21 protein-coding genes and 1 other annotated feature are annotated in these 23,766 nt (G+C 48.0%); of the genes, 19 read left to right on the top strand and 2 right to left on the bottom strand.

What is annotated here, in order from left to right; all coding sequences use genetic code 11:
• Positions 1-34 precede the first annotated feature (34 nt).
• On the bottom strand, positions 35-712 hold the full coding sequence (locus tag E8L90_RS13900; protein ID WP_137029899.1) for an alpha/beta family hydrolase: 678 nt from the start codon (positions 710-712) through the stop codon (positions 35-37).
• 110 nt (positions 713-822) lie between these two features.
• Here E8L90_RS13900 and E8L90_RS13895 point away from each other — a divergent pair, with 110 nt between their 5' ends.
• The 11 genes from E8L90_RS13895 to E8L90_RS13845 all read left to right on the top strand — a co-directional run bounded on the left by E8L90_RS13895 (position 823) and on the right by E8L90_RS13845 (position 12,562).
• The gene (locus E8L90_RS13895) at positions 823-1,614 is read left to right on the top strand and encodes an alpha/beta fold hydrolase (RefSeq protein WP_137029898.1); all 792 of its coding nucleotides are present in this window, start codon (positions 823-825) and stop codon (positions 1,612-1,614) included.
• Positions 1,615-1,702: 88 nt separating this feature from the next.
• Positions 1,703-3,580 carry a bifunctional metallophosphatase/5'-nucleotidase gene (locus tag E8L90_RS13890; protein WP_137029897.1) on the top strand — a complete coding sequence of 626 codons (1,878 nt, stop codon included), beginning with the start codon at positions 1,703-1,705 and terminating at the stop codon, positions 3,578-3,580.
• A gap of 106 nt (positions 3,581-3,686) precedes the next feature.
• A complete protein-coding gene (locus E8L90_RS13885; RefSeq protein ID WP_017247513.1) occupies positions 3,687-4,016 on the top strand; it encodes a PadR family transcriptional regulator in 330 nt (109 codons plus the stop codon).
• Positions 4,003-4,554 (top strand): HAAS signaling domain-containing protein, encoded by a 552-nt coding sequence (locus tag E8L90_RS13880; RefSeq protein WP_137029896.1) that lies wholly within the window; start codon positions 4,003-4,005, stop codon positions 4,552-4,554. Before E8L90_RS13885 ends, E8L90_RS13880 begins: the two co-directional genes overlap by 14 nt.
• A gap of 1 nt (position 4,555) precedes the next feature.
• Positions 4,556-5,404 carry a DUF4097 family beta strand repeat-containing protein gene (locus E8L90_RS13875; protein ID WP_137029895.1) on the top strand — a complete coding sequence of 283 codons (849 nt, stop codon included), beginning with the start codon at positions 4,556-4,558 and terminating at the stop codon, positions 5,402-5,404.
• Between the two features lie 138 nt (positions 5,405-5,542).
• The gene (gene hemE, locus E8L90_RS13870) at positions 5,543-6,580 is read left to right on the top strand and encodes a uroporphyrinogen decarboxylase (RefSeq protein ID WP_137029894.1); all 1,038 of its coding nucleotides are present in this window, start codon (positions 5,543-5,545) and stop codon (positions 6,578-6,580) included.
• Positions 6,581-6,597: 17 nt separating this feature from the next.
• A complete protein-coding gene (gene hemH / locus E8L90_RS13865) occupies positions 6,598-7,530 on the top strand; it encodes a ferrochelatase (protein WP_137029893.1) in 933 nt (310 codons plus the stop codon).
• A gap of 12 nt (positions 7,531-7,542) precedes the next feature.
• Positions 7,543-8,952: a protoporphyrinogen oxidase gene (gene hemY, locus E8L90_RS13860; RefSeq protein ID WP_137029892.1), complete on the top strand. Its 1,410-nt coding sequence runs from the start codon at positions 7,543-7,545 to the stop codon at positions 8,950-8,952.
• 94 nt (positions 8,953-9,046) lie between these two features.
• On the top strand, positions 9,047-10,567 hold the full coding sequence (locus E8L90_RS13855) for a LysM peptidoglycan-binding domain-containing protein (RefSeq protein WP_137029891.1): 1,521 nt from the start codon (positions 9,047-9,049) through the stop codon (positions 10,565-10,567).
• Positions 10,568-10,581: 14 nt separating this feature from the next.
• Entirely contained in the window at positions 10,582-11,580 is a 999-nt protein-coding gene (locus E8L90_RS13850) for a phosphotransferase (protein WP_137029890.1), read from the top strand.
• Positions 11,567-12,562 carry a protein kinase family protein gene (locus E8L90_RS13845; protein WP_137029889.1) on the top strand — a complete coding sequence of 332 codons (996 nt, stop codon included), beginning with the start codon at positions 11,567-11,569 and terminating at the stop codon, positions 12,560-12,562. The genes E8L90_RS13850 and E8L90_RS13845 overlap by 14 nt, the downstream gene beginning before the upstream one ends.
• Before the next feature lie 37 nt (positions 12,563-12,599).
• Here E8L90_RS13845 and E8L90_RS13840 read toward each other — a convergent pair whose 3' ends face one another.
• Complete coding sequence (locus E8L90_RS13840) at positions 12,600-12,782, bottom strand: hypothetical protein (protein ID WP_026133903.1); 183 nt, start codon at positions 12,780-12,782, stop codon at positions 12,600-12,602.
• 250 nt (positions 12,783-13,032) lie between these two features.
• Between E8L90_RS13840 and E8L90_RS13835 the strand changes: the two genes are divergently transcribed.
• The 8 genes from E8L90_RS13835 (at position 13,033) to E8L90_RS13795 (ending at position 23,724) form a co-directional block, all read left to right on the top strand.
• Entirely contained in the window at positions 13,033-14,235 is a 1,203-nt protein-coding gene (locus E8L90_RS13835; RefSeq protein ID WP_137029888.1) for a PP2C family protein-serine/threonine phosphatase, read from the top strand.
• 27 nt (positions 14,236-14,262) lie between these two features.
• Entirely contained in the window at positions 14,263-15,501 is a 1,239-nt protein-coding gene (locus tag E8L90_RS13830; RefSeq protein ID WP_137029887.1) for an ATP-binding protein, read from the top strand.
• Positions 15,502-15,609: 108 nt separating this feature from the next.
• Complete coding sequence (locus E8L90_RS13825; protein WP_137029886.1) at positions 15,610-15,936, top strand: STAS domain-containing protein; 327 nt, start codon at positions 15,610-15,612, stop codon at positions 15,934-15,936.
• Between the two features lie 58 nt (positions 15,937-15,994).
• Positions 15,995-16,236 (top strand) — a binding site (T-box leader).
• A 57-nt stretch (positions 16,237-16,293) separates the two neighbouring features.
• A complete protein-coding gene (locus tag E8L90_RS13820; protein WP_137029885.1) occupies positions 16,294-18,966 on the top strand; it encodes a valine--tRNA ligase in 2,673 nt (890 codons plus the stop codon).
• Between the two features lie 43 nt (positions 18,967-19,009).
• Positions 19,010-20,383, top strand: coding sequence for a bifunctional folylpolyglutamate synthase/dihydrofolate synthase (locus E8L90_RS13815; protein WP_137029884.1), 1,374 nt, complete (start codon positions 19,010-19,012; stop codon positions 20,381-20,383).
• Between the two features lies 1 nt (position 20,384).
• A complete protein-coding gene (gene murC, locus E8L90_RS13810; RefSeq protein ID WP_137029883.1) occupies positions 20,385-21,767 on the top strand; it encodes a UDP-N-acetylmuramate--L-alanine ligase in 1,383 nt (460 codons plus the stop codon).
• Between the two features lie 419 nt (positions 21,768-22,186).
• Complete coding sequence (locus E8L90_RS13800; RefSeq protein ID WP_137033440.1) at positions 22,187-23,182, top strand: ketoacyl-ACP synthase III; 996 nt, start codon at positions 22,187-22,189, stop codon at positions 23,180-23,182.
• Between the two features lie 107 nt (positions 23,183-23,289).
• The gene (locus tag E8L90_RS13795; RefSeq protein ID WP_137029882.1) at positions 23,290-23,724 is read left to right on the top strand and encodes a prepilin peptidase; all 435 of its coding nucleotides are present in this window, start codon (positions 23,290-23,292) and stop codon (positions 23,722-23,724) included.
• Positions 23,725-23,766: the final 42 nt, after the last annotated feature.

Raw genomic sequence — 23,766 nt, 5'->3', positions numbered from 1 at the left:
TACTTTGCACGCGCAAGAGGTGTTGTTTTTGATGTCAATCCATTTGCTTGTCCAAGAAGCGTGCTAGTTCACCCATGACAGACTGTAGCACTTGAAGGGAATCATCGACATAGAGATCAACATCGAGGGAGTGCTTGGCGTTTTGCGGGAGATGGAGCTGGATGTTTGGTTTGGATGTGGCCAGCTGATCAACCACACCCTGGTCGTAGTAATGATCGGCAGTGCCTGAGACGAGTAATACCTGCTGGGTAAGAGTCAGCAATTCCGTATGGAACACATCCTCAGTCAGCAATGGAGTCAACAGGATAGCGGACGAACGGGCAAAACGAGATTCCTTGAGCAATCCGCAGGCAATCGGCACCGTACCGAGTGACTTCCCGAGGAAGAAAACTCGTTCATACTCGTGAGCATCCAGTACGTGTGAGACAACCGTTTGCATCTCCTCGCTGATCCAAGCACTTCGATTGGCGAATGAGTGATTCCAAAAATCCGTATTGTCTCGTCCATACTCTGCGTGTACATGGACGAGATCGATCTGTTTGCTCAAAAAAAGCATGGTAGAATAATACAGATAAGGCCTGTCAAACGAATAGCTGGCTCCGGGAAAGAAAAAGCAGACGGAGCGAGATGGCGTCTGATTTTCCTGAATGTACGTGTACGTCATTTCTCTGCCGTCCCCGACGATCACGGAACCTGTTTTTGGGTATACCATCTACTAGCTGCACCTCTTTCATGTTCTTTGGAACAAGGGTTATTTTCCAATCCTAAGGGTCAGTAGCACTTCTTGACAAGAAGTAAACAAACAATAAAGGAGTATGACCGATGAAAAAGGAAGTCCAACTAAGTAACGGCATCAAAATAGCCTATGTAGAAGAAGGAACGGGGGAATCGCTTGTTTTGATCCACGGTTTTTGCGGGAGCTCAGCTTACTGGCATAAACTCGTGCCGCTCTTGTCTAAAACGTATCGTGTCATTGCAATCGATTTGCGTGGTCATGGAGACAGCTCGGCGCCTGATGAGCCGTATTCGATCGAGCGCTTTGCAGACGATCTGGCTTTGCTTGTAGAGGAGCTTGGTTTAACGAAGATTCATCTGTTTGGACATTCACTCGGTGGCTATGTGACCTTGGCATTTGCAAATCAATACGCGGACAAGCTGGCGAGCTTTGGCTTGGTCCATTCGACGCCATATCCGGATGACGACGCTGCCAAAGCCAATCGGGATAAAGGCGCAGATAACATCCGCCAAAATGGAATGGAGCCGTTTATCAAAGCCCTCGTACCGAAGCTGTTCGCACCTTCGCATATCGACACGATGAGAGAAGAATTCCAGCTGGCAAAAGAAATTGGCTTTGCGACGAGCCCGGTTGGAGCCATCCAAACATTAATTGCCATGCGTGATCGAGTGGATCGCAATCATGTGCTGCAAGAAACGACATTACCTGTGCTATTAGTCGCAGGAACAGAGGACCAGATCATTCCTGCTGAAAAAACTTTTACAGTAGATAAAAATAACGTCAAACAAGTGCTGTTGCCTGATGCTGGGCATATGGGCATGGTTGAATCGACAGAGAAAATGGCTGATGCCTTAAAGAGCTTTCTAAACAGAAAGTAAACAAATATCACACCATAGTCCTAGCAAATTTTGCTATAATGAAAACGTTATCCTATTTATTTATACATAGACGAGAGGGGAAATTATCATGAAAAAGGTACGTCGGATTACGATGACGGCGTTTGCATCTATCGTATTTGCATCGCTGATGTCTTCCTCAGCATTTGCAGCACCATTGCATCCTGTACAGCACGTTGACTGGATGGTGAAAAAGGCAATTGTATCAGCGGGGCAAAATGGCGATCTTGCTTTGGATCGTGCCGTGACTCTCGCAGAAGCTACTATTGTTTTCTCCAAATTGAAAGAGGCAAAAGTGGGAGCTGCCGCTAAAGGTGCTCATTGGTCTACTCCTTACTTCGACTGGGCAAAGAGCCAAGGTGCTCTCACACAAGACGACTATAAAAACCCTGCGCAAGCGGTAACCTCTGCCAAGCTTACACAAATGGCTGACAAACTGGGCTACAAAGTGAAGCTCGACAAAAAGGCGACCGTCACGCGCGGTGAATTTTTCCAAGCATTGGGTGATGCGGCTACCAAGCATGTAACGATTGCCCACACTAACGATACACACGGTCATATTCAAGAAGACAAGAACCAAAAAGAATTCGGCTTTGCCAAAATCGCAACCTTGCTCAAGGAATGGCGCACAGAGAACGAAAACTTCTTGCTCTTGGACGCTGGTGATACCTTCCAAGGTACTGTTTTCGTGAACCAATTCAAAGGCGAATCTGTTGTTCCGATCCTCAACAGCCTCGACTACAACGTAATGGCTGCAGGTAACCACGAGTTTGACTTCGGTTATGAGCAATTGCTCAAGCTGCGTGACATGCTCGAGCATCCAGTTATCTCTGCTAACGTGTTCAAGGCGGATGGAAAAGAATTGCTGCCACCTGTTTTCAAAGCAGAGATTGGCGGGAAGAAATTCGCCTTTGTTGGTTTCGTAGCGGAAGACACACCTGTACTGACTCACCCTGACAACGTAAAAGGGCTGACATTCAAAAACCCGGTAGAAGTGGCGAAAGTACTTGTACCGCAGTTGAAAAAAGAAGTAGATCACGTAATTGTTGTTTCCCATATCGGAGTAAATGTAGACCGTGAAATCGCGAAAAACGTTCCTGGCATTGACCTGATTGTTGGTGGTCACTCCCATACTCCACTGAAAGAACCTGAACTCGTAAACGGCACGTACATCGTACAAGACTGGGAGTACGGCAAGTCTCTCGGACGCGCTGACCTCTACTATCTCGACAAAGAACTGGTAGCATTCAGCGGCGGTTTGAAAGAGTACGATGAAGCAGTTGTGGCTGATCCAGACGTAGATAAGATGGTAAAAGAAGTCGTGGCCAAGATCGATACTGTCATGAATGTAGTTATTGCGAAATCCGAAGTGCCACTCGATGGTGACCGTGCGCTGGTCCGTACGAAAGAAACAAACGTAGGTAACCTGATCACAGATATCATGCTGGAGCGCACGAAGTCCATCAAGGGCTATGAGGCAGATGTAGCACTGGCGAACGGCGGTGGAATCCGTACACAGCTGCCAGCAGGCGATATCACGAAAAAAGGTCTGTACACGCTCCTGCCATTCGAGAACAATACACTGGCAGTCGTAGAAGTAACAGGCGAAGAGCTGAAGAAAGCTCTCGAAAACGGCGTGAGCAAGGTAGAAGAGGGAGCAGGACGCTACCCGCAAGTGAGCGGCATGAGCTTCACGTACAACCCATCCAAGCCAGCGGGTGAGCGCGTAGTAGAAGTAAAAGTTGGCGACAAGCCGCTTGACCTGACTAAAACGTATAAATTGGCAACGATCGACTTCCTGGCAGCAGGTGGAGATGGTTACGAATCGTTGAAAAAGCCATTCTTCAACACAGGCTTGTCCATGTACAGCATTGTGGAGGAAGGCTTGGTCAAGCGTAAAACTGTTAATCCTAAAGTAGAAGACCGCATTGTTGAAGTGAAAAAATAAGGTTTGACTGGACAGGGGGGAGGAAAACCTTCCTGTCCGTCTTTTATAATGAAGTACCTTGCAATGTATAGTAGCTATTTGGTAAGCTTTTACATGGGTGATGTTGATGAATGTACAGTTTAAAAAGGGGGTTCTGGAGCTGTGTGTTCTCGTCTTGACAGCTAAGCAGGACAGATACGGCTACGAACTGGTTGCAAGCATCTCAGAAAAATTTCATATCTCTGAAGGAACGGTCTACCCCTTGCTTCGCCGTTTGACCCAGGAAGGATTTTTTACGACCTATTTGGCGGAATCACAAGAGGGACCCCCACGGAAATATTACCAGCTGACAAATCGCGGTCGTCAATACATGAATGACCTCGTCTTGGAGTGGCGAATATTTAACCGCGGGGTAAATGAGATCATAGAGGAGGGACTCGGATATGACAAGGCGTGAGTTTATGGATGAGTTAAATGCTTTGCTTAGCGCTTTGCCTGATAAAGAGCGCTTAGACATCCTTGCCGATTATACAGAGCATTTTCTCTTGGGAATGAAACAAGGGAAGACGGAGTATGAAATTGCAGAAGGATTGGGGAGTCCGAAGCTAGTGGCACGCGAGCTTTTGGCTGGCTACCGAATTGATCAAGCACAGTCCAACGCATCAGTAGGGAATATGACGCGAGCGATTGTCGCGACAATCAGCTTGGGATTTTTCAATCTCGTCTTCGTATTGGGGCCATTTTTAGGCCTGGTCGGCATACTAATGGGGTTGTACGCAATGACTGCGGCTCTTTTGGTCGCGCCAGTCGGAATATTCTTGGATTACGGGATTCCTGCCCCTTCCCAAGAGAGACTTTTCTTGTTGTTCTCCAGCATGGTTTCCGTAGGATTGGGAGGAATGTTTGCCATCGGCTTGCTGCGACTGACGAAATGGCTGTATCGCCAGTTCTTGCGCTATCTCCAGTTCAACGTGAAGATGATCAGGGGGAAATGAGATGCGAAATTTAGGGAAAAGACTATTTGGCATAAGTCTTCTTTTATTTATCATCGGTGTATGTGGAATCATCTGGCTCTTTACGAAGCAAGAAAATTTCTCCTTTTCGTTAAAACAAGTCAATGAAGAGCGCGTGATCGAACAAGAGGTAAAAGTGATTGAGGTACTGACGGGAACAGCTGATGTGGAAATCATGGCAAGCAAGCAACCAAAAGCGAGCGTACGGATGGTAGGGGAAGTATCCGAACAACAGCAGGAGCGACTGGAGTTTCGGAGTGTAGTCTCCCCAGATGGTACGCTACTCGTAGAACTGCGTGAACTCCCTCATGTCAATATGTTTTATCCTCGAAACGGGAGGGTAAAGCTGGAGCTCTTCCTGCCAGAAAAAATGTATGAGAACGTCAAGCTTGAAACGATGACAGGGGATATCAAGAGCGGGATGCTGCGGGCAAAGAACACGAAAATATCCAGCAGCAATGGAGATGTGGACGTGTTGGGCTATGAAGGAGAAGCGCTTGACGTCCAGACAGTTACAGGAGATATCAGTCTGGAAAATGTTCGCTCGGCCGTTTCAATTGAAAGCTCTACAGGCGAGATTGATAAACTGACATTGCCAGAGCTGACCCATGATGTTTCGATTCGAACGGACACGGGAGATATTCGGGTGACGGTAGCAAAGGAGCCTGCTGTAGCACAACTGGAGGTAACGACAGATACAGGTTCCATCGAAACCACCTGGTCGAACCTTACTTATGAAAAGGACGAGGACTACAAAGTGAAGGCATCGATAGGATCAGGTGGACCCAAAATGACTGTGCGAAGTTCTACTGGGGACGTTCGCATTCAATAGGAGAAGTTTGGAAACAATGATGGATAGGATTGGAAACGGGAGAAACGAAAAGATTTTGACACAAAAGAGACATTACTTGTCGAATGACGAATGGTATCATATTGAAGGAAACATAATTGTGCAAAGCGAGGTTTATTCATGACCGCAAAAACTTTTAACGATACGTTTTTGAAAGCATGTCGCGGTGAAGCGACAGAGCATGTCCCGGTTTGGTACATGCGTCAGGCAGGGCGTTATCAGCCAGAATACCGCGCCATCCGCGCGAAGCATAGCTTTTTTGAAATGAACTACATACCGGAAGTTTGCGCGGAAGTGACGCGTCTGCCCGTTGAGCAACTGGGTGTTGACGCTGCAATCTTGTTTGCAGACATCATGACGCCACTAAAACCGATTGGCGTGGATGTGAATATCGAATCGGGTATTGGTCCTGTAATCGCAAACCCAATCGAATCCTTGAAGGATGTTGAGCGTTTGCTTGAGCTCGATCCGGAAACACATGTGCCATACATTCTTGAGTCCATTAAAATTTTGCGTCAGCAATTATCTGTTCCATTGATCGGCTTCTCAGGTGCACCATTTACACTGGCCAGCTATTTGATCGAAGGCGGCCCTTCCAAGCACTATCATAAGACAAAAGCATTCATGTATACCGAGCCAGCTGCTTGGCAGGCGCTGATGGAAAAACTGGGCGATATGACTATCACCTACCTCAAAGCGCAAATTAAAGCAGGTGCACAAGCTGTGCAAGTATTTGATTCGTGGGTCGGTGCATTGAATGACGAAGATTACCGCGAGTACATTACACCCGTCATGACGCGTATCTTCAACGCGCTAAAAGATACTGGCGTGCCAACGATCTATTTTGGTATCGGCGCTGGTCATCTTTTGATGGATTGGAACCGCTTGCCTGTTGATGTGGTTGGTCTAGACTGGCGTACTTCGATTACGACTGCTCGTGAAATGGGTGTGACGAAGAGGCTGCAAGGCAATTTGGACCCAACGCTGCTATTGGCTCCTTGGGACAAGCTCGAAGCGAAGGCGAAGGAAATTTTGGATGAAGGCACAAAACAGCCGGGCTTCATTTTCAATTTGGGACACGGCGTATTCCCTGATGCCAAAGTAGAAACGCTGCAACAACTGACGAAGTTCATCCATAGTTACAAAAGGGACGTCTAATCAGGAGGAGCGCTTACATGTCAAAGCAAAAGATCGGACTCTTGTTAATGGCGTATGGAACGCCACGTAGTCCTGAACAGATTGAACCCTACTATACGCACATTCGTCGTGGTCGTAAGCCACCACAAGAACTGCTCGATGATCTGATGGCGCGTTACGAGGCTGTAGATGGATTGAATCGATTTGCAGACATTACGGATGAACAGGTGCGCGCTCTCGAGCAGGAAATGAACAAACGCTACCCAGACCGTGAATTTGTAGGGTATCTTGGTTTGAAGCATATCGCTCCGTTTGTCGAAGACGCAATAGAGCAAATGAAACGAGATGGGATTACGGAAGCGATCAGTCTTGTTCTGGCGCCTCATTATTCCAGCTACAGCGTCAAAGAATACAATGGACGGGCACAAGAGCATTCCGCAGCCATTGGCGGACCTGTCATTCACAGCATTGAGAGCTGGTATTTGGAACCAGGCTTCATCGGATATTGGGCTGATGCTATTCAAACGACATTTGCCACGATGACGGATGAAGAGCGTGGACAAGCAGTCGTGATTTTCTCCGCTCACAGCCTGCCAGAAAAAATCTTGAAGTCAGGTGATCCATACCCGATGCAACTGGAAGAGACAGCAAAGCTCATTGCCGAGCAAGCAGGGGTCACTACATATGCAATCGGATGGCAAAGCGCCGGAAATACACCTGATCCGTGGTTGGGGCCTGATGTACAGGATTTGACCAGAGAGCTGTACGAAGCAAAAGGCTACCAAGCATTTGTTTACTGTCCGGTCGGATTTGTTGCGGAGCATTTGGAAGTTCTGTTTGATAATGATGTGGAATGCAAAGCGGTTACAGATGAGCTAGGGGTACATTATTATCGTCCAGCGATGCCTAACGCCAGACCTGCGTTCATTTCCTGTCTGGCTGATGCAGTCGGAAAGAAGCTGGCGAATTAGGGGATCGATCATATGAGCGATAATACCTATCATATTACGATTATAGGCGGCGGTATCACAGGGTTGTCCGCTGCTTTTTACTTACAAAAGGAAATCGAAGCAAAAGGCTTGCCCATCCGTTTTCAACTGATTGAAGAGCAGGGACGACTTGGTGGGAAAATCAAGACATGGCGTCACGAAGGTTTTGTGATTGAGCAAGGTCCCGATTCGTTTCTCGAGCGGAAAACAAGTGCGGCTGACCTGGCAGTGGAATTGGGGCTTGCGGATGATCTCGTTCGCAACAGCACAGGCCAAGCTTATATTTGGCATCAGGATCGCCTGAAGGCTATACCAGAAGGAGCGGTCATGGGAGTACCGACGAAGCTCATGCCTTTTGTCACGACCGATCTCATTTCTTGGCCGGGCAAGCTTCGGGCAGCTTTGGATCTCGTTCTTCCTGCATCAAAAGGAGACGGCGATATCTCCGTGGGTGACTTTTTCCGGCGTAGGCTAGGTAATGAAGTTATTGATAATCTCATAGCGCCTTTATTGTCCGGTGTCTACTCCGGGGATCTCGACAAGCTCAGCTTGCTTGCGAGTTTTCCTCAATTCGCCAAAATGGAGGAGCAGCATCGCAGCTTGATCGTAGCGATGAAGCATTCTCGCCCGCAAGTAAAAACGCAGGAAAAGCCAAAAGGCATCTTCCTGACGTTGAAGAACGGCTTGCAGTCCTTAGTAGAGGCAATCGAAAAGCGTCTGCCTGAAGAAGTCATCTCGAAGAATACCGGTGTCAAAGAACTGGTGAAACGGCCAGACGGGAAGTACACCTTGGTATTGAAAAATGGAGAAACGATTGAGACGGATACGGTACTGTTTACCGTGCCACATGCTGTCGCAGAACCGCTGTTCCGTCCTTATGTACAAGTTCCTACCCTGCCACAAGCGAAGCCGCATATGGTTGCAACCATCGCGATGGCATTTCCAGAGTCAGCGATTGATTTAGGGATGGAAGGGACAGGATTTATTGTACCGCGAAACTCCGGAGCAAAAATTACCGCGTGTACGTGGGCGCATCGCAAATGGCCCCATACCACGCCGAAAAACAAAGCCTTGCTGCGTAGCTTCATAGGGAGAGCAGGAGAGCAATCCTTCATGGAGCAGACGGATGAGGAAATTTTGGAGGTTGTCCTCCGCGATCTGCGCAAGATCATGACAATTCGAGCAGAGCCGGATTTTTATAACGTATCACGCTTGCAAAATGCCATTCCGTATGTGGTCGGACATCAGGCTTGGGTGCAGGATGTGAACAATCAATTAAAAGAAAAACTCCCTGGTGTTTTTGTGGCAGGTGCGTCGTACAGTGGCGTAGGTGTGCCAGATTGTATTGATCAGGGGAAAAAAGCAATAGCAGAATGGATTGCGTCTGTTAAACCGGGGAGATAGGTAACCCCGGTTTTTCCTTTTTTTTCGGTGCTAAACGGCTCGTCCTGTCCATATAGTATAGGGAAATGTCCTGCACTTGAAAGGAGGAGCACGAATGGCATTACAGGATGGGCAACTCTCTTTTGCCATCAAGGAGACCATTTTCCTCTCATCCGATAGAGCTGGAATAGGTGAATTGCAAGAGCTGGAATTGGTTCCAGATGTGGAGGTGTTGGAAAATGACTCCTACATCTCGATCACGGGTTGCTTGCAATTAGTAGGGAAGTACGAGCCAATCAGGGAAGCCGCAGAAGCGACAGGCGGTGAAGGAGAATCGCTGGTTGAGGCCATGACTTTTACTCCCTTTCGCCAGGAAGCATCGGATCAAGCCTTTTACGGCTGGGAGGAACAGATCGGTCATCGCATTCCGTTAAACATCACCATTCCATTGGATCGGATTACCGAGATCGGAGACATCTACGCAATTGTGGACAGTTTTGACTACAAACTGGAATCACCACATCAAATGCTGATCGATGCCGATCTGAAGATTTTGGGGATAGTCCTGGGGGATAGAGCTGAAAAAGCGGAGCAGACTGAAACGCAGGCTGCTAGTCCAAGCGAAGGAGCTTGGGAATACACCTTCGCTGCAAGGGATGATGGGCAAGAATATTCGGAACAGACGTCTCTCGATGATATTGATCAAAAGCTGAGTGCACTGGAGGAGGAATTGGAGCGGCAGGCATTGCCAGCATCCTATGAATCAACTGAATCCCCTTCCATGTTCGATACTCCGGCAATTGCTCAATCCGATGACGAAGAATACTACGAGCAATATGGGGATGTGTTGGAAGCGGCACAGTCCAATCCTCCAGAGTCCTGGGACACTGCTCCTATTTCGTATGACTTCGATTCCCAACAATCTGTTTCGTACGATTCTTCTGTCGCCTATTCGGAGGAGTCAGTATTGGCAGATGAGCAAGAGCAGATGAGAGAAATCGCCGAAAAAGAACAAGGACATGAGGAGCCTGTACTGGCTATACACGAGCAACAGGCAATCGCATACCAGCAAGTTTCCAATGAACCTACTGGCTCGTCAGTCGAAGCAGAGTCGCAGGAAGTAGTGCAAGAAGCGAAGCAAGAAGCAGTGCAAGAATCGGTGCAAGAAGCGGTGGAAGCCAGTGTTGTATCCGAGTCAGAACCTGAGCAAGAAGCAGAACCAGTCGTTGCACAACCAGAGGCTGCTGCCGAAGATGTAGAAGTACGAGTGGCGATTTCAGGGAAACCCTCCCACGAAGAAAGAAGTAGCGTGAACATTACTTCCATCTTCTCACAAGCGAGTCGTGCCAAACAGGAAGCGATGGCGCAGGAGGCGGAATCTTCATCTAGCTCTTCACGACATGGCTCTGCGGCGAATTCCAGCCCTTCTACGGTGGAGGCCATGCAAAATCTCACATCGTTTGTTCGGAGGAAAGAAGAGCGTTCCAGTCAGCTGAAAATGTGCATTATTCAGCGAGATGAGACGTTGGAGAATATTGCACAGCGATACTCCTTACCTGTTTCCAAAATCGTGGAAGTAAACCGATTAGCTTCCGAGCAGCTCGTAGCAGGGCAGATTTTGTACATCCCACAATAGAGGAGTGGGGGACCGTGGATAAAATTGATCTCTCCGAGGTTTGCCAGCAATATCGTGCGCGCGTAATCCGAATTACGCCCCTTGATGATTGCTATTTACTGGAGACAAACCGGGGCCCCAAAGAACTCCACGTTTGGCCGCGTGTAGATGTGATGCGCTGGTCGTTTGCCTGGCGCGAACGACTGGCTCGTCAGGGGTTTCGAGAAGTAGAGCGGTTTATTCGGACGAGAGACACCAAGCCATTTTTGATTTTGGGCAAACGCGGCGTTACCATGACCGACCACCACCGTCAATTCGAAGACTATCAGCCCGGCCAAGACATTGCGAGGCAATGCGGACGCGTGGTCGCGATGATGCATCATTCTCAGCAGGAAAGTCCTTTACTGTCCGGAAGTGATTTACTCAAGCAAGAAAAGCTGCACGTCGAAGAAAAAGGAAGACGTGCCAAAGAGCTGGTCGAATCATTTCGAGCCAAATCTGGACGGGATTCTAAGGAAAATCGTTGGGTATCGGAACTCATGACCCCTATGCTGCAAAGAATGGACCGTTCCGCTGCGATGCTTGCCCATGAGCGAATTACTCCGGAGGCGGTTGCTGTATCCCATCGGGACCTTTTGCGTGACAACTGGGGAATGGTAAACGGGAAGCTGTACTTGAGAGGTTTTTTCAGGCCAGTAATTTCAGTCCAGCAACGCGACGTTGCCACCTTTTTGCGCGATCACTTTTTAACCCACAAGGATCTGAAGCAGATTGACGCTTTTTTTGACGGCTATGAAGAAATCAAGCCACTCACCTACGGAAACTATTCGTTGATACTCGCCTTTATGGCTCGTCCTCGTGAAGTGTACAGGAGTATCGAATCGTATGTGAAGCGCGTATCGCTTGACAAAGAAGCGTCGATCGCTGGTATTGAGCACGCTTTGCAGAGCCAACAATCTGTCGACTTGCTGCTTCGGCATATTGCAGAGCGGGCCGAGCGTTCGAGGAGGGAGGGAGTCTATGAGTCGGTATGATGACATTGCTCCTTTGTTCAAAGAGTATGACATGTATGCCCAGAGCATTGACGTTTTAAAGGAGCCAAATGTATTTAAGGCGACGACTCCCTACGGCTCTTTCGTATGCAAACGAGCGCAAATACCCGCTCAACGTCTTGTTTTCGTCAGCGATATGCTGCGTCAATTGCAGCACCGCGGATGGGATGGGGCCGTTCCTTTTACGTACACGAAATACGACGATCCTTTTGTTGAACAGGGTAGCACTGTCTTTTACGTAACCCCCTGGCAGCCAGGAAGTGAGGAATGGGCCGAGCAACCATTGTCTTGGGCGCCCCCTGCCTTGGAGCGTTTGGCAGAACTTCATCATTTGACACAAAACTATCGCTACGATGATCCGAGACAGGTAGAGCCACTTGTCGACTCTTTGCTTAATCGTTGGCAATCTTGGCAAGACCAAATGAATAAGGCGGCAACTGTTGCGCAGGAACGTAAATACCCTTCCCCTTTTGATCTGGTGTTTTTGGCAAATAAGGAGTTTATTGAGGAGATGGCCCAAACAGCGACAGACTTATTGACCGATTGGAAAGAACGTCATGAGACACATGCTCATTTTCGCCTATCGTTGATCCATGGTAACCCGAATCCAGAGCATGTTGTGCCAGATCGATCGGGGAAAGGACGGCTGCTTAATTTTGATCGTGCCAGTTTTGATACACCAGTACGCGATTTGACGCTGTTTTATCGCACTTATTTTCAAATGGCGGGGGATGAGGTTGGGGCTTCTCAACTATTCCATCGCTACGCCGAGATATTTCCGCTGCAAACGGAAGAAATTGAACTGATGGCTTCGTTTCTGTCCTATCCGGAGAGGATCATGAGGGACTTGGATATTTATTACCATCATCCCCGCGAGTGGAGCGAGCTTTATGCTGTCCAACGTTTTGAAAAAGATATGGACCGCCTGATGCGCCTGCATCGTTGGGTCCAGCAAGCCTTTTAATGAGCAACGTCTCACCGCGTGGGGCGTTGTTTTTCTTTTATAACCATTCAAGAGAGATGGCAACATAGAGCATGGCCAGCAAACCAAGAAGGATGACATCAAAGGAGGTAGGAAACACAACCGTTCGGACAAACTGAAAAACCAACAGCGGAAAGAGCACCTGTTTGCATCCGTATTTGATCCGTAAATACGTGGGGTTATACTTCCAACGAAAATTCATCACAATCACCTCATTCCAGCATATGCGCGGTGACTTTGGACAGTGTCTACAACCTTGAACAAACGCCTAAAACATTTTCGTGGAAAGTAGATAGTGGTTTGAATGGTGCCCGAAAAGGGAAGGTGTAGGGCAGGAAGGCTAGGACGAAACGAATAAAGGTGATCACAATGTTTTTGAAAATTGCCAAAATCCTTTCCGCAATTCCCGAAAGAAACAAGTATGCTATAGAGTGTATGGGAGTGGCTCGGGGATGAATCATCAATTGGTCAAACTAATGGAATTGAAACAGAATTATGAGTATCTGGTAATGACCAGCAATGAGCAAAGCAAGCGCCAAGTCAATTACGAGAGGCTCATGCCATTTATAGAAGAGTTGGTCGATACGTGGTTCGTGAAAATGGACAAGCCTTGCTTTCTGTCGATCACGTTTGAATCGGCTCTAGGTATTGTCTATTTTCAAATTGAGCGTGGCAGCAAAGAGAGCGGAAAAGTACAGCGCGAAGTAGAGGAGCGCATTGTTGTCTCGGAACAGTGTGACACCGCTCAAACACCGCGTTATGTACGTTTATTCGCCCAGAGTAACGTCAATGACCGTGAGCTAAAGGAACTGGAGAAATCTTTTTATGGACTGCTCCTCGTGAACATTCGAGCGTTGATCCTCAGATGTCAACAGGACCAATCATCAGGACAACGAGAAATCGAGATGGAGATGAAGCTGGCTAGACGCATGCAGTCGATGCTCATTCCCACAGAAGAATTGCAGTTAACCAGTTTGAGAACAAGAATGTTTTACGTACCCGTCGATTATGTAGGCGGAGATTACATCGATTATAGACAAATCAATGATCGCTACACCTGTTTTATCATTGCGGATGTGTCTGGGCACGGTTTTTTGGCCAGTATTTGGGCAACGGGGATTAGGATTGCAGTCCGGCAGGTTTTACAGTCCAGCTATTTGCCGGATGAGATTTTGGAAAGACTCAATGAGTTGCTTTATGCAGATTTGATGAAAACCCGTTCTTACATTACGATGCTGGTTGCTGTCTATGATGAGGTGGAACACAAAATTCGATTTAGCAGGGCAGGACATCCACAGCCTTTTTATTTGTCCAAGTCGAATCAAACCGTGTTAGCTAGCAAGGGTGGGGTCGGCCTAGGGCTTTCGCCCGATAGCAAGTACCAAATGGAGGAGGTACCCTTAGAAGAAGAGGGCATGCTACTACTTTACACAGATGGTTTGCTGGATACAGGGAGAAAAGAAGTGCTTCGAGGCAGCAGGCATTGGCTAGAAGAACTAACCTCCTTATTAAATATGTCTAGTGATAGTAAGCAGGAGTCGATGAATCGAGTTGAGTCCTACTTAATGGAGATAACACAGCAGCGACAACAAACGGATGATATTTCTGTGTTGATTCTTCAATTTGAGCCTGAAGAGAGTATTGCCCTCGTGTAGTTGCGTCAGTGAATAGGAGGATGAACTGTGATTTTGTGTGAGCGTTGTCCGGACAATCCCACTTGTGATAATTGCCTTGTCGCGCTACGTTCTGGCGGTGCAGCGAACAAAGTAGTTCCGACCCGCACTGTAAAGGTGACGAACCTAGAAACGATGGAATCGTTCCAGGCGAAGCTGGTAGCAGTGAGCCGGACGACCATTGGGTTAAGCAGTTCTGATCATGTTTTGCACGGACGCATAGAAATAGAGCTCGCCTATGATTTCCGAATTATCGGTAGCGGATTGCGTGGTATAGCAGGTGATCCGTACTACATTATCGATATCGAAAAAGTTTTGCGACGGGAAGATGTTCTGGAGCGATTGCTTCTGGAAGAATTTCACACGTGGCACATGAGTGGCGAATTGGACCCTACAGACGTCTTGTTACATTGGGAGGATCGAGACGACGAGCGGGGGCGATTAATAAAGCAAGAGATTCAAAAGCTATCGATATTGCGTCAGATCGAGACTATTTTCCTCTATCTTTACGATGAAGGGAAAGTGCGTCCGCTGGGGGACGTTCGTGCGAATGTGGAAGTAGAGCGAGAAATGCAACGACTAGTCGAAGAGGCGGCTGGAACGGGCAGACCTGTGAGAGAGCAAATTGTCACCACTGATGGCACAAAGGTGTTTGAATTATACACATCTGTATTGCCAGATCGGACTTGTGGAATCGCCTTGATTGATGTCACGGCCGTCATTGCAGAAGAACGAAAACGCAAAAGACGGGAATGGGAGATCTACAGAGATATTCTGGGTGTGGTCACAGAAGGTAAGCTGTTGTTGCTCAGTGATGAAGAATTGTTTTTCTTGCTTCGGGAAGGGCATATGCTCTTGGCGATCGATATCCGTTTTCCGGAGCAGCTTGCAGAACTGCGTAAATTGTTTAAGCAAGCCTTGGAACCACAAGGCATTTCTGATAAACGATTGCTGCAGTTTCTCGTTGCGGTCAACGAAGCTGCCTCCAATACGTTGAAGCACGGAAATGGCGGTGTAGTTACGTTATACCTATCGAATGACAGGCAGATGTGCCGGGCTGTGATCCATGATGAAGGACAAGGAATTTTGCTCGAGGATATTCCGCGAGCTACCTTACAGCAAGGATTTTCTACACGTCACTCGCTTGGGGCCGGTTTTCACGTGATCCTGCAATACTGTGATCGTGTTTATTTGAGCAGCTCGATGGCAGGTACAAAGCTTATTTTAGAATGTATCCTTTCTCGTTAAAATAACGATTTCCAAAAAGCCAAATGTTTGTAAGTGAATGAAAATGGGTAATATAGTAAAAGGACGAGCAGATTGGGTGTACCGATACCTATTGAGAGGAGTTTGAGCATGGACTACCGCGCAACTGAGGCGAACGGACAAGCTACATTGTTTTTCGGCGGAGAGTTGGACATGGCTGTAGGAGATCGAGTAGGTGAATTGCTCCAGCAGTATGGAGGGCGAAATCAATCCGTTACCGTCGATTTTCAAGGTGTCTCCTTTGTAGATTCTTCCGGTATTGGAAGCCTGTTTTTTACCACGAAAGAACTGTTGGCCATGGGCAAACAGGTAGAAATCGTCAATGTCCGAGAAGAAATTCTCGATATTTTGAGCGTGCTTGGTTTTACCGAAGCATTGGGCATTGCCGTTGGAAAAGTGGGCGAAACCCGGGTTTGACGCCAAACAGCGTGATTGTATATAATAGTGGAAGCTAATAATAAGACAACTACATACGATATGAACGATGAATGGGAAGAGTAAGTCAGGACGCCTTGGCAGAGAGGAGAATCAGTAGCTGCGAGATTCTCTAAGGTCATGAATGGCTGAAGGTCGCCCAGGAGTTTTTTCGGTGAAAGCATGTGCCTAGCCGGGACCGGTTCGCAACCGTTATCTTGTCAGAGTGAACACAGCATAAGCATGACGTTTATCGTGTGTTAACAAAGGTGGTACCGCGAAAATAATCCTTTCGTCCTTTGCGATGAAGGGTTTTTTTATTTTTTGCAAAGCAAGTAATGCTAATAGGAGGAGTCGTACATGTCTACACAGCCAACAACCGACATCGACCAATTGCTGCCGAAAAATTATGATCCAAAAGCAGCAGAAAACAAATGGTATCCGTATTGGATCGAAAAACAATTTTTCAAGGCAGAACGTGACCCGAATAAACGTCCGTTTACGATTGTTATTCCACCGCCGAACGTAACTGGTAAATTGCACTTGGGCCACGCGCTGGATACGACATTGCAAGATATCATTACGCGTACCAAGCGTATGCAAGGTTATAGCGCCTTGTTCTTGCCAGGTATGGACCACGCCGGTATCGCAACCCAAGCACGGGTAGAAGCTACCTTGCGTGAAGAAGGCATCTCTCGCCATGATCTGGGCCGCGAAAAATTCGTGGAGAAGGTATGGGAGTGGAAGCACATTTACGCCTCGCATATTCGTGAGCAGTGGGAAAAGCTCGGTCTTGCACTGGATTACTCCCGCGAGCGTTTTACCATGGATGAGGGCTTGTCCCAAGCTGTACGCGAAGTATTTGTTCGTCTGTACGAAAAAGGCTTGATCTATCGCGGTAACCGTATCATTAACTGGGACCCTGCTGCCCGCACGGCTCTGTCCGATATCGAAGTAATCTACAAGGAAGTAAAAGGTGCGCTGCATCACATGCGTTACCCATTGGCAGATGGCACCGGTTATATCGAAGTAGCTACAACCCGTCCGGAGACGATGGTCGGTGATACGGCTGTTGCGGTACATCCAGAAGATGAGCGTTACAAGGACATGATCGGCAAAACCGTGATTTTGCCAATCGTAGGACGTGAAATTCCAATCGTCGCTGATGATTACGTTGATCCTGCTTTTGGTTCTGGCGCTGTAAAAATTACGCCAGCACACGATCCGAATGACTTTGAATTGGGTCTTCGTCATCAGCTTCCACAAATCGTTGTCATGGATGAGACGGGCACGATGAACGAGCTGGCTGGTATCTACAAAGGCTTGGATCGCTTTGCCTGCCGTAAGCAAATCATCAAAGATTTGACTGAGCAAGGTGTTATGTTCAAGGTTGAGGAGCATATCCATCAGGTTGGACATAGTGAGCGCAGTGATGCAGTCGTAGAACCATACCTTTCTACCCAATGGTTCGTAAAAATGCAGCCTTTGGCTGACGAAGCACTAGCTAATGCAAATAGCCCTGAAAGTGTGAAATTCGTCCCAGAGCGCTTCAAGACGAACTACCTGCGTTGGATTGAAAACATTCGCGACTGGTGCATCTCCCGTCAACTTTGGTGGGGTCACCGAATTCCTGCATGGTATTGCGGAGATTGTAACGAAACGATTGTATCTCGCGCGGATGTGACTGAGTGCCCAAGCTGCCACAGCCACAAGCTGGAGCAGGACAACGACGTTCTCGATACATGGTTCTCCTCTGGTCTATGGCCGTTCTCGACGCTGGGCTGGCCGGAAGAATCCGAGGACATGAAATACTTCTATCCAACGAATGTCCTGGTAACAGGCTACGATATCATCTTCTTCTGGGTTGCTCGCATGATGTTTGAAGGTCTTGAATTTACCGGGAAAAGTCCGTTTGAATCCGTCTTGATCCACGGCATTATTCGCGACTCTGAGGGCCGCAAAATGTCGAAATCACTTGGCAACGGTGTCGATCCGATGGAAGTGATTGAGAAGTACGGAGCAGATGCGCTGCGATACACACTGGCGACAGGGAATTCCCCAGGAAATGACCAACGCTTCTATTGGGAAAAGGTGGAGGCAAACCGCAACTTCGCGAACAAGATTTGGAATGCGTCCCGTTTTGCCTTGATGAACCTGACTGACTTCAAATACGAAGAAATCGATTTGAGCGGTGAGCTGTCTACCCCAGACAAATGGATTCTCTCCCGCCTGCAAGCGACAATCGCAGATGTAACCCGTCTGTCTGACGCATTTGAATTCGGTGAAGCAGGCCGTGTCCTTTACAACTTCATTTGGGATGACCTGTGTGACTGGTATATCGAAATGGCGAAGCTACCACTGTACGGTACAGATGAAGCGGCGAAGAAAACGACCCAATCCGTTCTGGTTACGGTTTTGGATCAAACGCTGAAGCTGTTGCATCCGTTCATGCCGTTCATCACGGAGGAAATCTGGCAGGCATTGCCTCATCAAGGCGAGAGCATTACAGTAGCACCTTGGCCAACCGTTAACGAGCAATGGATTTTTGCTGAAGCAGAAAGCGAAATGAATCAGTTGATGGATATCATCCGCAGCGTACGCAACATCCGTGCAGAAGTAAACGTACCGATGTCCAAGAAAATTGAGCTCTTGATCAAACCAAGCGATGCATTGTCCGCTGAGCGTCTGACACGCGGTGAGCAGTACCTTACCCGTTTCTGCAACCCTGAACGTCTGGAAATCAGTCTGGATCTGGCTATGCCTGAAAAAGCGATGTCTGCTGTGATCACGGGAGCAGAATTGTTCCTTCCACTGGCAGGCTTGATCGATATCGAGCAAGAGCTGAACCGCCTGGAAAAAGAAGTGGCGACACTCAATGGCGAAGTGGAGCGTATTGAGAAAAAGCTCAACAATGCTGGATTTATGGCCAAGGCACCTGAAAAAGTAGTCGCAGAAGAAAAAGCGAAGATGGCAGACTACATGGATAAGCGGGATAAAGTGATTGCACGGCTTGCTGAATTGAAGGGCGAATGATCCGCCATACCATCGCATATTTTTGAGAATGGAGCATTGTGGTATGCATGCAGAAGAAGGGTTTGTAGAATACACCCAAGCGCTCGACTGGCTGCATGGACTGCTCAGGTTCGGTCAACGGCCGGGGCTAGAGAGAATGCAGTGGGTTTTGGAGCAAGTAGGACATCCTGAGCGGAGAATCCCATTTATTCATGTGGCTGGCACCAATGGAAAAGGTTCAACCTGCGCATTCCTGTCACAAATGCTGATGGAAGCCGGATATAGTGTAGGGACATTTACCTCCCCCTATTTGGTGGATTTCCGTGAACGTATCCGTTACAACGGCAGCATGATCGCGGAAGAAGATCTATTGCAGTTGGTAAATGAAGTCAAGGTATGGGTGCAACGATGCGAACAAGAAACAGAGTTCGGTTCCCCTACCGAATTTGAAGTAATTACGCTGATCGCCATTCTTTATTTTTCAAGAGTGGCGAGACCAGCGGTAGTCGTTTGGGAAACAGGATTAGGCGGGCGATTGGATTCAACGAACGTCGTCCTTCCGCTTGTTTCAGTCATCACGAATATCGGCATGGACCATACACAAGTGTTGGGAGAAAGCTTGGAAGATATTGCCCGGGAAAAAGCGGGGATTATCAAGCCGGGTGTTCCTGTCGTCACAGGTGAGGTTAGGCCGGAACTTCTCGCGGTTTTTGAGGAGCGCGCGAGACAAATGAAGAGTACGATATACCATATAGGTGAGCATTTTCAGGCAGAGCAGGTAGAGGAGCAGCTGGGTGACCAACAGTTCCGTTACAAAAGCATTCACCGTCGTGCGGAAGCATCCTACCGTCTTACCATGAATGGCATTCACCAAACAACGAATGCAGCCGTTGCTTTAATGACCATCGATATCCTGCGGAATTACTTCTCTTTCTTGCTGGAGGAAGAAGAAATATCTCGCGGTTTGCAACAAACGCGTTGGCCTGGTCGTCTAGAAGTCATCTCTCCAAGACCAATGGTTATCTTGGATGGAGCACACAATCAGGAAGGAATGGAGGCGCTTGTAAGCAGTCTGGATCGGTTGTTGCCGGATGGAGTACAGTTGCATTTGCTCTTTTCTGGATTGGCAGATAAGCCGCTTGCCAAAATGGCAGAGTCGCTCGCACCAGTAAAGTCAAAAATCCAAAAGCTGCATGTGACGACTTTTGACTTCCCACGTGCAGCCGAAGCCAATAGCTTACAAGATTCGTTTTTAGCCGGTGGCTGGGAGCAAGAGTTTCTCGATGCAGTCCCAGACTGGCGGGCGTTTCTCCTTTCTTGGATGCGGGAGAAGCAATCAGCGAAGGCGGATGACTGGTTGGTCGTCTGCGGATCGCTCTACTTCATCGCCCAAGTACGCGCATTCTTTCCAACTATAGTAGAAGAGGCAGGTGAATAGGGTGGATCAGGCCCAACACGTCCACTTTGTGGGCATCGGCGGTTATGGCATGAGTGCCATTGCCCGCGTCTTGATCGACCTTGGATACAAGGTAACCGGCTCCGATGTCGCCATGAACGATTTGGCGAAAAAGCTGGAAGCAAGAGGGGCGGTCATTCATATCGGCCATAATGCTGCCCACGTGGAGGGAGCAGACAGCATCGTATACTCCACCAGTATTTCCAAAGACAATCCTGAGGTGATCGCAGGTCAAGCATTAGGAATTCCGGTTATGCACCGTTCCCAAATGCTTGCTCGCATATTGAATGAACGCACAGGAGTAGCAGTAGCCGGAGCACATGGCAAAACGACCACGACATCGATGATCTCTCACGTGCTGGAAGAGTGCGGTGTAGACCCGACTTTCATCATCGGCGGTGAATTGATGAGTGCTGGTACCAACGCAAAGGCAGGTACCAGTGATTATGTCATTGCCGAGGCAGACGAGAGCGACGGTTCCTTTTTGGAATACAGACCGATGTATGAAATTGTGACGAGTATCGAACCAGATCATCTGGAGCATTTCGATGGCGACTTCAACAATTTGAAACAGGCGTACGTTCAGTTCTTGAGCCATCTCAAACCGGATGGAAAAGCGGTCCTGTGCATCGATGATCCAATCGTGCGCGAAGTCATGCCATCTGTTGAAAAAACGGTCGTGACGTATGCAGTCGATCCGAATTTTACAGCGCAAGCAGGCTTTTCTGCCGTTTCAATTGAATGTGGTGATCGTTGCAGCAAGTGCCAAATTTATCGTCAGAATGAGCTCTTGGGTGAATTATGCCTCTCGGTTCCAGGCAAGCATAATATTGCCAATGCACTGGCTGCGATCGTTGTTTGCCTAGATGCTGGTCTTGCCTTTGATAAAATTGCACAGGCATTGTCTACTTTTAGCGGTGCCAAGCGTAGATTTCAAATTATCGGGGATGCACGAGGCGTCCTAGTCGTAGACGACTATGCGCATCATCCGACGGAAATTATCGCGACACTAAGCGGGGCAAGGGCATCGGGCAGACGTGTAATCGCTGTGTTTCAGCCACAACGCTACACACGCACATATTTCCTCATGGATGAATTCAGCCGTGCCTTTGCAGAAGCAGACGAAGTGATCATCACGGATATCTACTCCCCGGCCGGAGAAGAAAAAATCGAAGGAGTTACCTCCGAGGTGCTGGTGCAAAAAATCCGCACCAACAGCCACCCGCGTGCGCAGTACATTCCGACGAAGGAACAAATGCAGGAGCATGTCTTCAAAGGATTGCAAGAGGGCGATCTCGTGTTAACAATGGGTGCAGGAGATATTTGGAAATCCGCATATTGGCTGGCTGAGAAGCTAGAAAAATAACGGATAGAGACACATGAAGACTTGGAACCTACGGGTTTCAAGTCTTTTTATTTACTATTGGAAGGTTTGCTAAGAATGAGCTACCACATATTTAAAAAGGTTTCGAGATACTAGCAATGCTGGTGAGAAGAAAAAGCACAGGGCTCGTAGACCTTGACAACGCCTACCCAGTCGGAACTACAAAAAGGGGACCCGCTTGTCGAACACTTCTCCCTTGAGAAACTTCCGCCCGTAGGGTGGCTTTGGCTCGACGGTCCCCTTTTTGTAGTGGAGACGCCCAGTGAATCCCCTTGCTGGCGTGTCAGAGTCGAAGAGACCTGTGCTTTTTCTTCTCCTCCACTATGTTGACTCAAAAATTAGTACCAGATACTAATATCTAGTGTTATAATCAGATCATGAAAAAGAAAGGTGATGATCGGATGATGACAAATACAGGCCTCTTCAAGTCGCGAATTACCGCTATCGGTACGTATGTGCCAAGTCGTGTTCTTACCAATACAGATATGGAAAAGCTAGTGGAAACATCGAATGAGTGGATTTTACAACGAACGGGTATTCATGAGCGCCGTATGGCAAGGGAAGATGAATTTACCAGTGATCTGGCCATCGCTGCTATCCACGATATGATCGCGAATTACGAAAAGGATGTCCGTGATGTCGATATGATTTTGGTGGCGACCAGTACGCCAGACTACCCATTCCCAAGCGTTGCAAGTCAAATTCAGGCACATTTTCAAATCGAACAGGCGGGTGCGATGGACCTCTCCGCTACCTGTGCAGGATTTACGTACGCGCTCCATATGGCAAATGCGCTCATCAGCTCTGGTTTGCATCGCAAAGTGTTGGTAGTAGGTGCAGAGACGTTAACAAAAGTAACCGATTATACGGATCGTACGACGTGCATCCTATTCGGAGATGGAGCGGGGGTCGTGCTGGTTGAGCAGGATTCTACAACTCCTGGTTTTCTGTCCGCCTATTTAGGCTCAAAGGGGGACGGTGGGATTCATGTATACCGATCGGGCTTGTCAACGCATATGGATGGACGAGAATTGAGCGGGAATGGATGCATGGTTCAAAACGGGAGAGAAGTGTACAAGTGGGCAGTAACAACTGTTCCAAAAGGGATGCAGGAGGTAGTGAGCCGGGCGGGCAAAACGCTCGAAGATGTCGACTGGTTTATTCCGCACAGTGCCAATTTGCGTATGATTGAATCTATTTGCGAGAAGAGCCACTTCCCTCTCGAAAAGACATTGTACAGTCTGACACATTACGGCAACACATCAGCGGCTACCATTCCATTGTCACTCGCCTTGGGGATCAAGGAAGACAAAGTAAAGGCAGGGGATACGATTCTGTTGTATGGGTTTGGCGGCGGTCTCGTCCACGCTGGCCTAATGTTCACTTGGAATCCGTAAACCATATCCATAAATCGAGAGGCTGTCCAGAACCGTTCTGGACAGTTTTTTTGTCCCAGGAATAGTAGGTATCCTTTAAGGACAGTTTTCGACTGGGGGAAGAAGAAATGGCTAAGGCTGTGATTTTATTCTTGCTCTGCCTGTACCTCTCGTGGGTAGATTTTCGTCATAAGCGAATACCCAATCGCGCATTAGTTGCAGGGTTTGTACTGATTTCTTTTCTGGAATTCGTTCTTTCTTCGCCGATGGAATGGCTGATGGCTGGATTCTTTACGATTCTCTGTTTACTGGTGTTTGGATGGATTAGCTGGCACAGGCCGCTTACGCTTGGGATGGGGGATGTGAAGCTGTTCGCCCTCGTCTGCTATGGACTTGGAGTTCGCGATTTTATACTCGTTCTTACGATTGCGAGCTTGGCAGCTTTGCTCGTCTCTCTCGTTTTGTTGCTGATACGAAAAGTAAGTATAAAATGCGAAGTGCCGTTTGCGCCTTTTGTGACGATTGGGTTAGCTGTCGTTTTGTATGTGAGTGAAGCCTCTTGAAATGGCATGGGGAAAAGTAGTAGAAAGAACAAATTTACTAGA

The sequence above is a fragment of the Brevibacillus antibioticus genome (assembly GCF_005217615.1).
GTDB lineage: Bacteria > Bacillota > Bacilli > Brevibacillales > Brevibacillaceae > Brevibacillus > Brevibacillus antibioticus.
The sequence above is the reverse complement of the archived record's forward strand: the minus strand, read 5'-3'. Positions and strand labels throughout refer to the sequence as shown.

Excerpts from the sequence above, each read along its gene's own strand:
- E8L90_RS13900 (WP_137029899.1), bottom strand. The coding sequence starts at position 712 with ATGGTATACCCAAAAACAGGTTCCGTGATCGTCGGGGACGGCAGAGAA.
- E8L90_RS13895 (WP_137029898.1), top strand. The coding sequence starts at position 823 with ATGAAAAAGGAAGTCCAACTAAGTAACGGCATCAAAATAGCCTATGTA.
- E8L90_RS13890 (WP_137029897.1), top strand. The coding sequence starts at position 1,703 with ATGAAAAAGGTACGTCGGATTACGATGACGGCGTTTGCATCTATCGTA.
- E8L90_RS13885 (WP_017247513.1), top strand. The coding sequence starts at position 3,687 with ATGAATGTACAGTTTAAAAAGGGGGTTCTGGAGCTGTGTGTTCTCGTC.
- E8L90_RS13880 (WP_137029896.1), top strand. The coding sequence starts at position 4,003 with ATGACAAGGCGTGAGTTTATGGATGAGTTAAATGCTTTGCTTAGCGCT.
- E8L90_RS13875 (WP_137029895.1), top strand. The coding sequence starts at position 4,556 with ATGCGAAATTTAGGGAAAAGACTATTTGGCATAAGTCTTCTTTTATTT.
- hemE (WP_137029894.1), top strand. The coding sequence starts at position 5,543 with ATGACCGCAAAAACTTTTAACGATACGTTTTTGAAAGCATGTCGCGGT.
- hemH (WP_137029893.1), top strand. The coding sequence starts at position 6,598 with ATGTCAAAGCAAAAGATCGGACTCTTGTTAATGGCGTATGGAACGCCA.
- hemY (WP_137029892.1), top strand. The coding sequence starts at position 7,543 with ATGAGCGATAATACCTATCATATTACGATTATAGGCGGCGGTATCACA.
- E8L90_RS13855 (WP_137029891.1), top strand. The coding sequence starts at position 9,047 with ATGGCATTACAGGATGGGCAACTCTCTTTTGCCATCAAGGAGACCATT.
- E8L90_RS13845 (WP_137029889.1), top strand. The coding sequence starts at position 11,567 with ATGAGTCGGTATGATGACATTGCTCCTTTGTTCAAAGAGTATGACATG.
- E8L90_RS13840 (WP_026133903.1), bottom strand. The coding sequence starts at position 12,782 with ATGAATTTTCGTTGGAAGTATAACCCCACGTATTTACGGATCAAATAC.
- E8L90_RS13835 (WP_137029888.1), top strand. The coding sequence starts at position 13,033 with ATGAATCATCAATTGGTCAAACTAATGGAATTGAAACAGAATTATGAG.
- E8L90_RS13825 (WP_137029886.1), top strand. The coding sequence starts at position 15,610 with ATGGACTACCGCGCAACTGAGGCGAACGGACAAGCTACATTGTTTTTC.
- E8L90_RS13820 (WP_137029885.1), top strand. The coding sequence starts at position 16,294 with ATGTCTACACAGCCAACAACCGACATCGACCAATTGCTGCCGAAAAAT.
- E8L90_RS13815 (WP_137029884.1), top strand. The coding sequence starts at position 19,010 with ATGCATGCAGAAGAAGGGTTTGTAGAATACACCCAAGCGCTCGACTGG.
- E8L90_RS13800 (WP_137033440.1), top strand. The coding sequence starts at position 22,187 with ATGATGACAAATACAGGCCTCTTCAAGTCGCGAATTACCGCTATCGGT.
- E8L90_RS13795 (WP_137029882.1), top strand. The coding sequence starts at position 23,290 with ATGGCTAAGGCTGTGATTTTATTCTTGCTCTGCCTGTACCTCTCGTGG.